The organism is Streptomyces sp. NPDC005483 (assembly GCF_040606035.1).
In the GTDB taxonomy this organism is placed as follows: Bacteria; Actinomycetota; Actinomycetes; order Streptomycetales; family Streptomycetaceae; genus Streptomyces.
In genome coordinates, this window is record NZ_JBEXEA010000003.1 from 478,160 (window position 1) to 490,454 (window position 12,295).

At 68.1% G+C, this 12,295-nt stretch carries 21 protein-coding genes; 3 read left to right on the top strand and 18 right to left on the bottom strand.

The genetic code is table 11. The features are described 5' to 3' along the window. Window positions 1-96 precede the first annotated feature (96 nt). The gene (locus ABZT06_RS08380; protein WP_355736716.1) at window positions 97-393 is read right to left on the bottom strand and encodes a helix-turn-helix domain-containing protein; all 297 of its coding nucleotides are present in this window, start codon (window positions 391-393) and stop codon (window positions 97-99) included. On the opposite strand from ABZT06_RS08380, the gene ABZT06_RS08385 reads away from it, so the two are divergent. After that, window positions 359-1,516, top strand: coding sequence for a transposase (locus ABZT06_RS08385; protein WP_355736719.1), 1,158 nt, complete (start codon window positions 359-361; stop codon window positions 1,514-1,516). The two genes, ABZT06_RS08380 and ABZT06_RS08385, sit on opposite strands and share 35 nt — an antisense overlap. Window positions 1,517-1,634: 118 nt before the next feature. Here ABZT06_RS08385 and ABZT06_RS08390 read toward each other — a convergent pair whose 3' ends face one another. The 10 genes from ABZT06_RS08390 to ABZT06_RS08435 all read right to left on the bottom strand — a co-directional run bounded on the left by ABZT06_RS08390 (window position 1,635) and on the right by ABZT06_RS08435 (window position 6,247). Further along, a complete protein-coding gene (locus tag ABZT06_RS08390) occupies window positions 1,635-1,916 on the bottom strand; it encodes a hypothetical protein (RefSeq protein WP_355736721.1) in 282 nt (93 codons plus the stop codon). Window positions 1,917-2,074: 158 nt separating this feature from the next. Next, the gene (locus ABZT06_RS08395) at window positions 2,075-2,362 is read right to left on the bottom strand and encodes a hypothetical protein (RefSeq protein WP_355736723.1); all 288 of its coding nucleotides are present in this window, start codon (window positions 2,360-2,362) and stop codon (window positions 2,075-2,077) included. Continuing rightward, entirely contained in the window at window positions 2,359-2,571 is a 213-nt protein-coding gene (locus ABZT06_RS08400; protein WP_355736726.1) for a hypothetical protein, read from the bottom strand. Before ABZT06_RS08400 ends, ABZT06_RS08395 begins: the two co-directional genes overlap by 4 nt. Next, window positions 2,568-3,122, bottom strand: coding sequence for a hypothetical protein (locus tag ABZT06_RS08405; RefSeq protein ID WP_355736729.1), 555 nt, complete (start codon window positions 3,120-3,122; stop codon window positions 2,568-2,570). Before ABZT06_RS08405 ends, ABZT06_RS08400 begins: the two co-directional genes overlap by 4 nt. 45 nt (window positions 3,123-3,167) lie before the next feature. Further along, window positions 3,168-3,887: a hypothetical protein gene (locus ABZT06_RS08410; RefSeq protein ID WP_355736732.1), complete on the bottom strand. Its 720-nt coding sequence runs from the start codon at window positions 3,885-3,887 to the stop codon at window positions 3,168-3,170. 178 nt (window positions 3,888-4,065) lie between these two features. Continuing rightward, window positions 4,066-4,380, bottom strand: coding sequence for a hypothetical protein (locus ABZT06_RS08415; protein WP_355736737.1), 315 nt, complete (start codon window positions 4,378-4,380; stop codon window positions 4,066-4,068). Between the two features lie 8 nt (window positions 4,381-4,388). Then, window positions 4,389-4,649, bottom strand: coding sequence for a hypothetical protein (locus ABZT06_RS08420; protein WP_355736740.1), 261 nt, complete (start codon window positions 4,647-4,649; stop codon window positions 4,389-4,391). Beyond that, complete coding sequence (locus ABZT06_RS08425) at window positions 4,646-5,119, bottom strand: hypothetical protein (protein ID WP_355736743.1); 474 nt, start codon at window positions 5,117-5,119, stop codon at window positions 4,646-4,648. Before ABZT06_RS08425 ends, ABZT06_RS08420 begins: the two co-directional genes overlap by 4 nt. A gap of 115 nt (window positions 5,120-5,234) precedes the next feature. Next, window positions 5,235-5,606 (bottom strand): hypothetical protein, encoded by a 372-nt coding sequence (locus ABZT06_RS08430; protein WP_355736745.1) that lies wholly within the window; start codon window positions 5,604-5,606, stop codon window positions 5,235-5,237. A 92-nt stretch (window positions 5,607-5,698) separates the two neighbouring features. Beyond that, on the bottom strand, window positions 5,699-6,247 hold the full coding sequence (locus ABZT06_RS08435) for a hypothetical protein (protein WP_355736748.1): 549 nt from the start codon (window positions 6,245-6,247) through the stop codon (window positions 5,699-5,701). Between the two features lie 148 nt (window positions 6,248-6,395). On the opposite strand from ABZT06_RS08435, the gene ABZT06_RS08440 reads away from it, so the two are divergent. Then, entirely contained in the window at window positions 6,396-6,683 is a 288-nt protein-coding gene (locus tag ABZT06_RS08440) for a hypothetical protein (RefSeq protein WP_355736750.1), read from the top strand. Window positions 6,684-6,697: 14 nt separating this feature from the next. Then, window positions 6,698-7,213: a hypothetical protein gene (locus ABZT06_RS08445; protein WP_355736753.1), complete on the top strand. Its 516-nt coding sequence runs from the start codon at window positions 6,698-6,700 to the stop codon at window positions 7,211-7,213. A gap of 125 nt (window positions 7,214-7,338) precedes the next feature. On the opposite strand, the gene ABZT06_RS08450 is transcribed toward ABZT06_RS08445, so the two are convergent. From ABZT06_RS08450 to ABZT06_RS08480, 7 genes are all read right to left on the bottom strand, one after another. Then, window positions 7,339-7,536, bottom strand: a complete 198-nt coding sequence (locus tag ABZT06_RS08450) for a hypothetical protein (protein WP_355736755.1) — start codon at window positions 7,534-7,536, stop codon at window positions 7,339-7,341. Then, entirely contained in the window at window positions 7,536-7,829 is a 294-nt protein-coding gene (locus tag ABZT06_RS08455; RefSeq protein WP_355736758.1) for a hypothetical protein, read from the bottom strand. Before ABZT06_RS08455 ends, ABZT06_RS08450 begins: the two co-directional genes overlap by 1 nt. Window positions 7,830-7,837: 8 nt before the next feature. Next, window positions 7,838-8,368 (bottom strand): hypothetical protein, encoded by a 531-nt coding sequence (locus ABZT06_RS08460; protein WP_355736761.1) that lies wholly within the window; start codon window positions 8,366-8,368, stop codon window positions 7,838-7,840. Between the two features lie 87 nt (window positions 8,369-8,455). Continuing rightward, window positions 8,456-8,644 carry a hypothetical protein gene (locus ABZT06_RS08465; protein ID WP_355736763.1) on the bottom strand — a complete coding sequence of 63 codons (189 nt, stop codon included), beginning with the start codon at window positions 8,642-8,644 and terminating at the stop codon, window positions 8,456-8,458. A 195-nt stretch (window positions 8,645-8,839) separates the two neighbouring features. Next, window positions 8,840-9,262 carry a hypothetical protein gene (locus ABZT06_RS08470; protein WP_355736766.1) on the bottom strand — a complete coding sequence of 141 codons (423 nt, stop codon included), beginning with the start codon at window positions 9,260-9,262 and terminating at the stop codon, window positions 8,840-8,842. A gap of 209 nt (window positions 9,263-9,471) precedes the next feature. Continuing rightward, the gene (locus ABZT06_RS08475) at window positions 9,472-11,667 is read right to left on the bottom strand and encodes a hypothetical protein (RefSeq protein ID WP_355736768.1); all 2,196 of its coding nucleotides are present in this window, start codon (window positions 11,665-11,667) and stop codon (window positions 9,472-9,474) included. A 53-nt stretch (window positions 11,668-11,720) separates the two neighbouring features. Further along, entirely contained in the window at window positions 11,721-12,278 is a 558-nt protein-coding gene (locus ABZT06_RS08480) for a hypothetical protein (protein ID WP_355736771.1), read from the bottom strand. Window positions 12,279-12,295 lie beyond the last annotated feature (17 nt).

The window sequence follows — 12,295 nt, forward strand, 5'->3', positions numbered from 1 at the left end:
CGCCCGGCCCCCGCTAGGGCCGGGCGGACGGGTGGGCTGAGCGCGTGGCGCTTCAAAGCCCGTCCTGCGCTGCTGCCACCGCGCGCAGGACGCCTTCTAGTTCTGGGTCGGACCAGGCCTACGGCGGCGCGGATGCTTAGCCCGCCATTCCAGCAGCGCCTTCCGTTCGAACAGCAATGTGCGACCAATGCGCTCGGGCTGCGGGAAACCTGCGAGGCGCTGGACGTAGGTGTACACGGATCGACGTTCAACGCCGAGGAGCTCGGCGGCTTCGTCCGTGGTCAGAAAGTCGGCACTATTCACACTCAGTACGATAGACTGTTCCTGTTCGCACCGAGTGGGATTAAGGGGGTGGATTGTGCAGCTCAGGTACCAGTTCCGGCTGTACCCCACCCGTGGTCAACAGCAGGCACTCGCCCGCACCTTTGGCTGCGTGCGAGTGGTATGGAACGGTGCTCTTCAGGTACGGCGCGAGGCGCACGCAGCGGGCATGCCATTCCCGAAGACTGGCGACCTAGCCAAAAGGCTCATCACCGAGGCCAAGCGAACTCCCGAGCGCGCCTGGCTATCTGACGCCCCGGTAGGCGTGATGCAGCAGGCGCTACGAGATCTGGATACGGCGTACCGGAACTTCTTCGACTCCCTGTCCGGAAAACGCAAGGGCCCGAAGATCGGCGCGCCCCGGTTCCGGTCCCGCAAGGACAGCCGGCAAACGGCTCGCTACACCAAGTCCGACCGCTGGGCCATCACGCCTGCCGGGAAGCTGCGTCTGCCGAAGGTCGGCGAGCTTCCCGTCCACTGGTCGCGAGATCTGCCGTCGGATCCGTCATCGGTGACCGTCATCAAGGACGCTGCGGGCCGCTACTTCGCGAGTTTCGTCGTGCAGACGGACCCGCACGAGGTGCTGCCGGAGGCGGACGGCGAGCTCGGGATCGATCTCGGACTGACGCACTTCGCTGTCCTCTCCGACGGCCGCAAGATCTCCTCGCCGAAGTTCTTCCGCCGCGCGGAACGCAAGCTCCGCAAGGCGCAGCAGGCCCTCAATCGTAAGGCGAAGGGCAGCAGCAACCGCAGGAAGGCCGTCGTCCGTGTAGCGCGGCTGCACGCCCGAGTCGCCGACGCACGTCGGGACCACCACCACAAGCTTTCCACGACATTGATCCGCGAGAACCAAACGGTGTACGTCGAGGACTTGTCGGTGAAGGGTCTCGCTCGCACGCGGCTCGCGAAGTCCGTCCACGACGCTGGCTGGGCGCAGTTCGTGTCGATGCTGGAGTACAAGGCCGCCCGCTACGGGCGAACCTTCCACCGCGTCGACCGCTGGCTGCCGTCCTCGCAGACGTGCCACGTCTGCTTCGTCATCGACGGACCCAAGCCTCTCGATATCCGCACCTGGGCCTGTGGCGCATGCCAGACCATCCACGACCGGGACGTCAACGCGGCCCGAATCATCTTGGCCGCCGGACGGGCGGACAAGGAAAACGCCTGCGGAGGGACCGTAAGACCAGCCGCGTAAGCGGAAGGCGGGACCCAATGAAACAGGAACCCAACTCAAGGCGAGCCGCGCGAGCGGACGCCAGGGAGAGAATGCTCCACCTGATGGTGGAGCAGGACGTCAACGCGCGCGCAGGGGTCTAGGCGGCGTGAGCGTGCGGGCCGCGACTGTTGGCGGCGGGGTCGGCGGGCGTGAATTTGGCGCCGCCTGCTGCTGCTTGCCGCACGGTGGGGAGGTGGAAGTACTGGCCTGCTTCGCCGTCGAGGACGGGTTCGATCTTTCCTCGGGTGACCCAGACGCGGATCGTGCCGGGCTTCACGCTTGCGGTGCGGGCGGCTTCCCAGAGGTCACCGATGTCGCGGTTGCCTGCGAGTTGAGCGAAGTGGATGTCGAGCCCGTCGGGGTTGGGGTAGGCGACCACGACACCTCCCCCGGGTACGCGAAAGCCCCCACCGGTATCAGCACGGCGGGGGCTCCAGAAGCGTGTTGTGACTCGTGTGCCACGATCAAGCATCACGATTACAGCTTCGACCGTTTTCGTCAAGCAGCTTGCCTAGTTCGGCTGCCGTACCGCCTGGACTACGGCCGTCCCGAGTACACGACCAGCGCCACGGTCACCAGCGGCCAGACGAGGGCGAAGGCGGCGGCGAGCACGGCGTGCGAGAGTCCGTGCCCGTTTCGGGGTCCGCCCTTGGTGAGCAGCATGTTGCCCGCCCATAGGGCGAGTCCGATGCCGAGGTAGACGGCGACGCCGAGCTTGGGGAGGTCGGTGGCCGTGAAGGTGATCGTGACGGCGAAGACGGCTGCGATGAGCCAGCTGGCGGCGTAGACCCGGAAGAGGCCCTGGTTGGGCGTTGCCTCGCTCACGACGTCACCTCCGGGTCGACCTGATACTCCTCGACGTCGTAGGTCGGCGCGCCCCACCCGACAGCCTTGCCCGCTTCGACCTCGCTGGCATGCTCGGCGCGCTGGGTCTCGATCCAGTCGTCTGCCTTCTGACGGGTGCTGAACACGCCACAGACGACCATGCCGACGTCGTAGCCAGCGTTCTCCGTGATGACGTACACGGTGCTCACGGGGCCCCCGGGAAGTCGCGCGCCTTGATCTTCACCATGGGCCCGTCGGGGTGGTGGTAGACGATGCCTTCCCAGTTGTGGCAGGCGAGGAAGTCGCCGATCTCGTCGTAGGTGCGAATGTCGAGGCTGGGTTCGATGGTCTCGGCGGTGGCGTGGCGGATGAGCGTGTGCCGTTCGAGCCCTTCCGGGTTTCCGTTGATCTTCGGACCGCAGAGTTCGTAGGTTCCGTGAGGCCAGGCGCTGCGGATCTCCGCAGCTTCGGCGTGGTACTTCGCGAACGAGGACTGCTCTATCGGCTCCCAGCCGACCGTCTTCCCTGTGTTCGGATCGCGCTCCACCGGCACGTAGTTGGGCGGTGCCGCCTTGCCGGGCTTGACCTCTCGCCGGGCCCACCATTCCCCGGACTCGTCCAGCAGGATGCATGTGCCGTCGTACTTGCGGGTCGCGGTGCCGTATCCGTCCAGGACCCATTCGCAGCCTGGGGTGACTTCCGTGAGGACGCGGCGGCGGTCGTCGGGGTCGCGGACGAACAGGGTGGGGATCTTCTGCATGGCGGGCCTTCCGTGCGGGCGTTGATGCTTCAGGGTGGTGGCGGTTCAGGCTGCCGTCGCGTGGTTTTCGAGGGCACTCTCGGCGAGCACGGCTTCTTGTCCGGCCCGCAGCTCCCGCCACTCCCCGAGCGTCTCCCACGCACTGTTGCAACTGCCGCATCGCACCCGGTGGCTGTCGGCGCGGGCCGTCAACGGCTGCCAGCACACCCCGCCTTCGACTCGCGCGGGGCAGTTGCCGATCTGCACCCTGCCCGGCCGCCGTTCGTCGTTAACGAGGGCCGTGCATTCGCCGTGGAGGCGCCGCAGGTCGTCGATGTCCTGCCCGACCTCCTCGTAGCTGGAGCACGCCCACAGGAGGTTGTTGGCGAGGAACGCGGCCAGTTCGGGTACGGCTTGGGCGGGGTTGCCGCGCCACGGGGCGACCGTCCAGCCGAGCGTAGCCCGCCAAGAGTCTTCGATCGCCGACAGGCGGGCCGCTACACCACCCGGACCGACCAGGTTCAACACGTCGAGGCGGGGCGGGATCGGGGCCGTGCGCGTACCGGAACCGCCGGAGGAGACGCGGCTGGCGCCCTTCATCAACGCGGCCGTCGTGTCGAGCTGGCGGAACAGGGCGGGGAGCTCGGCTATGCGGGTCGCGGTGACGTCCTCGCACGGCCGACAAGCCCATCGGTCAGCTTCGACGGTCCACAGCCGGCGGTTGCAGCGGGGGGTCACGCATGTCGGCCATTCGTATTGCTCGGCGATCGCGGCGGGGTCGTACATGGTGCGGCTCCTCGGCGGTGGTACGAGAAACGGGGGCACTACTGCGCCAATGGTGGCATGAGGGGTTGACAATCCGCTCCAATGGCCCAGTACAGGCATGCGTGAGGGCCGCCCCGGTCGGCGGGGGCGGCCCTCTGCTACCGCTCGGCCAGCGGGACGGCGGGGGCTGTGCTGGCGGTCACGGCCGCCCCGCCAGCAGGTACGGGTAGCGGGATCGGGGGCCGCGCCGCTCGACTCGCCATCCTGCTGCGATGAGCGTGGCCGCGTATGCGTCGACCATCCGGTGCCGTTCTGCCGCGAGGTCGTCGTCACTGGTCCGGTCGGGGTCTAGAAGGTCGGGCGACGGGGTCATGTGGGAGATCCGCGCTTTGCCGTCCGGTCCTGCGCAGACGACGAAACCGGGCGTCACGGTAGAGCCGTGCTCGGTCTTGCCCACGCGGGCGTGCTCCTGGGCGAGCTGGTCGACAGCCGCTTCGTAGACCGTGGTTTCCATGCGGGCTCCTATCGGTTGAGGCCGGGCAGGTCGCCCCAGCCGTGAACAAGCTTCGGGTTGTGCGCGGCGAGCACCTTCGATGCTGCCGCGATTTCGGCGAGCGCCACCTGCCTGCCTTCCTCGTACCGGGGCTGCCTGCACAGACTGAGGTGGACGCAGGCTTCCCAGGACTGGCGGCGGGCGGCGCGTACCCGGGGCGGGAGTTGGTGGGCGGACAGGGCGGCGACCGCATCCGGGATCGGGACGGGGGTGCGGGGGAAGGCGATCACGTGGACTCCCAGCCGCGCGCGACGTCCAACGCCCGGACCATCGCCGACGCGAGCGGGAGACGCTGGGATTCCGGCAGCCGCACAGACACCGTCTCCTCCCGCTCCGCAGAGTGGACCTCCGTCACCGTCACCGCCACACCACGGCCGTCCACGACCACGGTGAGCATCCCAGCGACAAGCCGGTCATCCTCCCACCCCGCCCGCTCGTTGAGCGCCTCGATCAGGGCGGGCAGGTCCGTGGTGGTCACGCCGACCTCGGCGACACCACGACTGTCCGGGCCGGTGATCCCGTACTCGCCGAGACCAGTGGCGTCGGCTTGGGTGATGCGGATGAGGACTTCGGCGTAGCCGGCGGTTTCGCGGAGGCCGGCGGGGATGATCCGGAGGGTGGTGCCGTCCTCGGTGGTGTAGTCCCAGGGCTGGGGGGTTAGTTCGGCGGTGACGATGTTGAGGGCGTCGCGGAAGTCCATGGTTCTCCGATCGGGTCGGGCGGTCAGGCGACGAGGGCGTCAGCGAGGGACTGGAAGCGGCCTGCGATGGACAGGTCGACGGGGTAGAGCACGGTGACCGTGGCTCGGAGGACGGTCACGACTGGTCCTCCTTGACGATCCCGGAGAGCCATTCGTCCCAGTCGTCTTCGTTGACGAACTCGGGGCGACGTTCCCTCCACCAGGCCAGCGCCTCGTCGAGGTTGCGCTCCCACCAGTCGTTCCATCCGTGCATCTGGATGTTCCACCGCCAGGAATGCCGGACGTTCTCGTAGGCCTTGCGAGTGAGGGCGCATCCTGAGGTGGGGTCGATGTCGTCGGGGTCTACGCCGAGAGCGATGCACAGCGCGATGCGGGCGTCGTTGACGGACGTGCGCTGCTCTACACCCCCAACCGTCTTCAGGGTGTCCCGCTGGCGCGCCAGCCGCATGATGCGGAGCCGCGCTTCCTTGACGATCGGGTCACGCATCGGGTGCTCCTTACGCGGCGGCGGTGTAGGCGGCCTGGAAGCGGGCGGTGGTTCGGCGGGCCCGGCCGGTGAAGGCCGGGCCGTGGGGTGGGTCAGACCCACATGAGTTCAGAGCATGCGATCGGGTCCTGGCTCGCGAGGCGACCCAGTTCGCGGAACGTCATCCCCTTGCGCATGGCGCCCTCCCAGATCAGCTGACCGGAGACGGCGCCAACGATGAGCGTGATGTTGGCGTCACAGAAGGCGGCCATTGCGGCGTGATCGGAGCACCGTCCGACACCCTTCTCCTTGGCCTCGGCGAGGGCCTGCTCCCAGGTGACGGGCAGCGGCTCCGGCTCAGGCTCCGGAGCGGAGCCCGCTTCGGTGGCTACCGTCGCGTCGGCCGCGCCAGCAGCCTTCAGCTGAACCCGTTCGGCGTCCTCGCGGGTGGCGTGGCCGAGGGAGTAGCCAGCGGGGCCGTAGGACGCCCACTGCTTGCCCTCCTGGATGCGGTCCCCGGGCGGGCAGTGGTAGGTGCCGCCGATGATCTGGCCGTCGATGAGGAGGTAGAAGTCCTCGCCCCAGCCGTCGTCGTCGAGGAGGGTGTCGTAGCCGGGGTACTTCGGTTCGCGGGTGATGGTGGGCTGCTGCGTTGCGGTCATTGCCGTCTCCCCTGCTGGTCTCCCTGGCGATGACTCCACTATTGCATCCTCATGTTGCATCGTCAAGAGGTCTCGCGAGGTGACAACTGTGCGATGCATCGCTAGGGTGTCTAGTGGAGATGCGACACGGCGTGGCATCCTTATACGCATGACCGCCACCGAGAAGAAGAAGCAGGCAGCACGCGACCGGCTCGACGAACTCAGCGCGGCCTTCACCAAGGCCGAAGAGCAGCTGGAAGCCGCACGCACCGCGCTGAACGAGGGCATCGTTGACGTCCTCAAAGCCCGCACCCTGGGCCCCTCGGAGGTCACTCGCCACGTCCCCTACGAGCGCCAGCACGTCGGACGCATCTCCAAAGCAGCTGGCATCCCGCCGCTGCGCGAACGAACCGTTGTCAGCGCCAAGAAAGCAGCCGGGGGCGAAGCCTCTGGCTAGATCCGGAGGACTGAATGCCCAAAACGAGCCGCATCGAGCGTCAGATCACCAACCTGATCCGAAGCGCCGTGGACGCCCGGTATGTAGACCGAAGCGGAGAGGGCCTTCCCGGTACCCCAGACTTGGCGTCCCGGTACTGCAAGATCGCAGTCTTCGTCGACGGCTGCCACTGGCACGGCTGCCCAGAACACACTTCTGGCGCCCTGGCGACAGCACGGCAGGAGCGAGACGCGGCGATCAACTCCCATCTGGCTACGATCGGCTGGGCTGTCTTCCGGGTGCGGGAGCACGACGAACACCTAGCCGCCTTCATCGTCGAAGTGGCGTCAGCATTCGACGAGCGCGCCCAGGCTCGCAGGGCGGAGATCCTTGCCCACCTCGAAGCGCACGTTGACGGGGGATGGTGCGGCGAATGCGAGTTGTGGCCTCACATCTCGAACGCAGGCCCCACGGAGTGGTGTAGCCGATGCGACGTCCACACGAAAGGTCACGAATGGGAGCCGGAGGACTGGCAGATGTTCGCCGCCTGAACGACACCTGAATCCTGATTCCCGCCCCGCTCCCCCACGTCCCCGCCTGGTGGATGACGCGGGCTGTACCCGCAGCGAAGCCCCGGCCGGGGAAGGTTCCGGCCGGGGCTTCGACGTGCCGTAGGTCAGCCTCGCCGCGGGTATCCGTGACCGGCGGGCGGGTAGTTGCCGGCCGCGGCTGCGGCCTTGTCGGTCATGAGACCGGTCATGAGGACGTCTTCGAAGTCTTCCTCCAGTCCGTTCGACGCCGCATTGTCGAAGGCGTCGATGAGGTTGCCGGTGCGTCGGTTGTCGTCGGCGGGGGTTTCGCGTCGGAATCCCATCACGCCTCCCGGCCTGCGTTGTCGATGAGCCACTGCCCGTAGGTGCGGTCGGCGTCGGCGTGGATGTCGCCGCGGTCCCAGCCGACGGTGACGGCGTGCTCGATGGCGGGCTGAACGTGCAGCAGGTAGTGCATGCGGATGCCGCGGCCAGCACGCTGGAGGCGCTGGTTGTCGGCGAGCAAGTGGACGGCCAGGTCACGGAGTTCGACGTGGTCGGTCTCGGTGTAGGCGGCGGGCGAGCCGGGGGTGACGACGCCCTGGAGGAAGTCGGGTATGTCGAGGGTCTGAGTCATGGGGGCTCCTAGAGTCCGCGACTGTGGGCGAGTTCGGCGGCCCGGCCCATGCAGGCCAGGACGGGTGCGGGACTGGTCTGGGCATCAACCCAGGACGGGATGGTTTCGGCGTCCGCGAACTCCGCCTGGATGACGTCGAGGAGGAGTACGCAGGCGTCGTCGGCGAGGTGCCGGTTGGCGCCGGCTTCGTAGCGGAGGGCGCCGATCGGGCAGCGGGCGCCCTCGATGTTGCTGTCGTCGCGGAGGGCTCCGCGGAGGAGTCCTCGGGTGGCGATGTAGTGGCGGGCCCGCCAGAGGAGTGCGGCAAGCGGGGTGTCGTAGGGGCAGAGGGCGGGCGCCGATACGGGCACGAGGGGTAGCACTGTGGGGATGTCGGGGATGGGGTCGGCGCCGGGGAGGTGGGCGGTGTTGACCTCGAAGGCGATGGCGGCCTGCTTGAGGCGGGCGTCCATCTCGATGTTGAGGAGGACGAGCCGTGTGTCGAGGTCTAGTTCGGGGGCGGGGTGCGGGCTTGCCGCAATCAGGGCGGGCATGGTCATGTGGGTTGGCCTTCTGCGCGTATGCGCGTGGTGGGTGGATGGGGCGCCCCTGAGTGCTGGCAGGCGGGAAGGGGCGCCCCGGTCTGGCTACTTCCTCTTGGTGTAGGACAGGTCGAACAGGTCGGCGTTCATCGCGGTGGTGTAGGTGCCGTTGCTGTCGGTCACCTCGATGCCCACGGTCGGGCCGTGACCGGTGGTATAGAGGTCGGTCACCGTCGCATGCTGGTCGAAGTTGTTGTGGTCATAGACGTCGCCGTAGTTCGGCTTGCTGCTCATGCGATCTCTCCTTGATCGGTTGGGTTTGGGTTCGGGGGTGCCCCGGCGTCTTGGGTGGTCAGTGCTGCCAGGAGTCGCGCGCACGGTCGCGGCGCTGCTGTACCGGACACCAGTCGGGGTGTTCGGCGTCGCGCGGGTTGCAGCACCCGCAGCGCTTGCAGTGCGAGTTCTGGCCCTTGCCGCAGTGATCGCACATCAGAAGAAGCGGCTGCGCTTCTTGGGCTTGCCGCCGCGGCCGGGCCGGGTGTGGGGGTCGCTGCCGCGGGCGACGCTGGCCTGCAGCGCGAGCAGCTCAGCCGAGTCGAGCTTGGCGCTGTAGCCGGGCGGGACCGGGCCGGCGACCTGCGGGGCGGGCCCCGCCAGGTTGCGCATGTTGCGCGGCGGGGCTTCGTGCATGGGCCCAAAGTTGAGACAGAACGTGGCGGCGCTCTGCCCGCCCTCCGTGCACGGGTTGTTCGTGGGCCACAGCCGGTCGGTGAAGACGATCTCGCCGTAGGTGTGCCGGTCCTCGTAGGGATTGTGCTTCGTGTCGTGGGTGTTGACGTAGTAGTAGGTCCGGCCGAGCTCCAGATCGCGGGCGAACTGCTTGGACTGGTGGGGCTGCCAAGTCTTGGGCATGATGGTCTCCTTTGTGAGGGTTGTAATGGTTTGTTCGGGTGGACATGGCATGGTTTGCCCCGGACTGCACCCCTGGACAGGGCAGATAGAGGGTGGACATCGTCCGGACGGTGTCCGGGTGCCGTCCAGGCTGTCCACCCGGACAGTCCGGGGCATAGCGGGCGTTGTCCGGGTGACAGTCCCGGTCAAAGGTCACATAACGCTGCGCCTCAGTTGCCTTCAAGGAGGCTCAGCGCGTCCGCAATGTCGGCCTTCTGGTAGCCGTTCACGCGCCTGCGACCCTCGATGACGACCTTGACGACCCCGCCGGCGCCCCCAGCCCGCAGCAGCTCTCCAAGCCGAGTCGACGTCATCCCGCCACCGATCAGCTCGGCCATCTCCTCCAACTGGGCTACATCCCGCTGGAGGTGATCCATGGCCTTGAGGCAGCGGCGCAGCGCATCCATCTGCATGCGCTGCTCCGGCGTGTGATGGAGGACGTTTCGGCCCGGGATGCCGTCCCGCTTCGGACCGCCAGCTGCCGACGACAGCCCGGTGGCATTGAGGAGGTGCCGCTCGATCGGGTCGTCCCACTGCCCGGCCAGGCGGCCAGCCTTCTCGCGGATCTTCGCGGCCTTCTGCAGGAGCATGGTGACCTCGCCGCGCTCGTCCTCGTCGATGTCGAAGCTGCGGGCCTTGTCGGTGATCCCGGCGAACGGGTTCACCAGCCAGCCGAGTCCCGGCCGGGGCGGATCGAACTTGCTCGCGTCGCGGCCCATGCCGGACTGCCCCTTGCCGAGGATGGCGTTGGACTGGTCGGCGTTCTCGACCTTCATCGCCCACTTGGTGCCGAAGTTGATGGCCAGCTCGGTCGGAAAGACGTCGGCGTTCGGATACTGCGTGATGATCACGAACATGATCCCGGCGCCCACCGCGACAGACGCGAGGTTGACCATGGCCTCCAGGATGTCCTCCTGAAGCGGCTTGCCCTTGCGGGTGAACGTGGCGAACTCGTCGATCACGATCAGCTCAAGACCGCCGAGCTCGCCGATCGCAGTCTCGACCAGCTTGCTCTTGCCGAGCCTGTTCAGCTCGGCTTCCCGGCGCTTCATGTCGGCGATCTCGGCGTGCAGCAGGGCCAAGAGCCTTTCCGGACTGGGCTTGAAGTACGTGCTGGCGACGCCAGCCTTGGCGTAGGCGTTCCACTCGGCGTTCTCCTTGCCCGCCACGATCCGCAGGTTGATGCGCGGGTCGAAGGCGGCGCCGACGACGATGTTGGAAGCTGCGACGCCCTTCCCGGATCGCGTGCCGCCGCCGACGACGATGTTGGAGCTACGGATCGGCAGGAACACGGTCCGGCCCCGCTTGTTCCACGAGGTCGGTACGCCATCCCTGAACGCGTTGAGCTGCGCAGGGGACTTCAACAGCGGCGACGGGCGGACGTCTTCGAACGGGTCCTGGTCGGCGATCCACAGGCTGGTGCGGACCGCGCTGCCCTTCTTCTCGATGTCGACCATGGTGGAGTCGCGGCCGAGGCCGCCGGCGAACTCCTCGATCTTGTCCTGGAGTTTGGCGACGGTCTGACCTGCGGGAAGGTCGAACACGACGGTGGTGTTTCCGTCCTTCTCGCGCTGCGGCACGGCCAGGACGGCGAGCTGGTCGTCGCCCTTCAGCATACCGATCTTGCGGAGGGCTTCCTCAAGCTGCGGCACCGTGCACGCGGGGGGCGGCGGGGCGTTGAACTCGCGCACCCCGGGCTGGGGTTCCGGCTTCGTCATGTCGACCACCGGGGCGGCCAGCTGCTCCGTCGGGGCAGGCGCAGGCTGGCCGGCGTCGAAAGGGCGGGACACCAGGTACCAGCCGTAGCCTGCGGCAACACCGAGGGCGGCCAGGATCATCGGCTGGCCGTTGACGGTCTGCTCGACGGCGGCGCCCAGCATGGGCACCACTCCGAGTCCGCCCGCGGCGACCACGGCGGCCCTACTTGCGCGCTTGCCGTGCCGGGCCCGGTCGATCTCCCGGTCGTTGGGCGGCAGGACGATGCGGGACCGCAAGGCTTCCAGCTTGGAGTCTGCTTCGGCGACTTCACCTGCGAGGCGGGCGAGGCTGCTGGCGCTGACAGTGCGGTCGTCCTGCTCGGACTGGGCCTTGGCCACGGCGAAGCGGGCGTGCGCCTGGGCAGCGAGGCGTTCCTGCTGGGCAACAGCCTGGTCGTGCTTGCGCTGCTTGGCCTCGGTCGCCATGTGGATGGCGGCTACTTCGTCGATGTCGCCGGTGTTCAGCCAGTCCTTGACGCGGGCGCCGGCGTGGCCGCGCTGCTCGGCGAACGCGGCCTTTATGCGGTCGCTGCGGGTCTGCTCCTGCTCCGCCTCGACGGCGAGCGGGTGGGGTGCGTAGGTGGGGCGCGGCGGGATGTCGGTGGTCACTGGCCTGTTCCTTCCAGATGTCGGGGCGGGGCCGATCGGCCCCGCCGGGTGGGCTACAGGCCGCCGAGGACTCCGCCGAGGGAGCCGACGCCGTTCTCCGTCATCGTCTTCGCCATGACGCCGATGACGGTGCCGGACAGGGCAACGCCGAGGAACAGGAACAGAACGGCGTCGCCGACCTTGACCGGCCCCTTGATCCGGAACCAGGCGATGACGCCGAGCAGCAGGATCGCGACCACGCCGACGGCGATGGTGCCGCCGCCCGTCTGCATCTGAACCTGCTGATAGTTGGCGGGTACCTGGCCAGTGTTGTACGGCGTCTGAAGCTGAGATCCAGTGCCGCTGTTGGGCAGGTCGGTGCCCGGCGTGTACGCGGCGACGGTGGCGATGTGCGCCTCGGTGGCGCGGTGGCCGTAGCCGCCCATGCCGGTGATCCGGATGGTGCGCCCGTCGGGCAGGGTCACCGGCGCGGTGACCGCGTTCTCGACGACGGCGCGGGTTTCGGCGGCGGAGGCCGGCGGGGCGGTCGCGGTGGTGATGGCGGCGGCGCCTCCGAGGAGGGCGACGGCCGCACTGCCCGAGACGACGATCCGGCGGAAGGTGGTGTTCATGGCTTTCTCCTGAGGGG

Coding starts and splice junctions, on each gene's coding strand:
- ABZT06_RS08455 (WP_355736758.1), bottom strand. CDS start 7,829: ATGACTCAGACCCTCGACATACCCGACTTCCTCCAGGGCGTCGTCACC.
- ABZT06_RS08440 (WP_355736750.1), top strand. CDS start 6,396: ATGACCGCCACCGAGAAGAAGAAGCAGGCAGCACGCGACCGGCTCGAC.
- ABZT06_RS08480 (WP_355736771.1), bottom strand. CDS start 12,278: ATGAACACCACCTTCCGCCGGATCGTCGTCTCGGGCAGTGCGGCCGTC.
- ABZT06_RS08445 (WP_355736753.1), top strand. CDS start 6,698: ATGCCCAAAACGAGCCGCATCGAGCGTCAGATCACCAACCTGATCCGA.
- ABZT06_RS08430 (WP_355736745.1), bottom strand. CDS start 5,606: ATGCGTGACCCGATCGTCAAGGAAGCGCGGCTCCGCATCATGCGGCTG.
- ABZT06_RS08465 (WP_355736763.1), bottom strand. CDS start 8,644: ATGAGCAGCAAGCCGAACTACGGCGACGTCTATGACCACAACAACTTC.
- ABZT06_RS08435 (WP_355736748.1), bottom strand. CDS start 6,247: ATGACCGCAACGCAGCAGCCCACCATCACCCGCGAACCGAAGTACCCC.
- ABZT06_RS08450 (WP_355736755.1), bottom strand. CDS start 7,536: ATGGGATTCCGACGCGAAACCCCCGCCGACGACAACCGACGCACCGGC.
- ABZT06_RS08415 (WP_355736737.1), bottom strand. CDS start 4,380: ATGGAAACCACGGTCTACGAAGCGGCTGTCGACCAGCTCGCCCAGGAG.
- ABZT06_RS08470 (WP_355736766.1), bottom strand. CDS start 9,262: ATGCCCAAGACTTGGCAGCCCCACCAGTCCAAGCAGTTCGCCCGCGAT.
- ABZT06_RS08425 (WP_355736743.1), bottom strand. CDS start 5,119: ATGGACTTCCGCGACGCCCTCAACATCGTCACCGCCGAACTAACCCCC.
- ABZT06_RS08460 (WP_355736761.1), bottom strand. CDS start 8,368: ATGACCATGCCCGCCCTGATTGCGGCAAGCCCGCACCCCGCCCCCGAA.
- ABZT06_RS08410 (WP_355736732.1), bottom strand. CDS start 3,887: ATGTACGACCCCGCCGCGATCGCCGAGCAATACGAATGGCCGACATGC.
- ABZT06_RS08405 (WP_355736729.1), bottom strand. CDS start 3,122: ATGCAGAAGATCCCCACCCTGTTCGTCCGCGACCCCGACGACCGCCGC.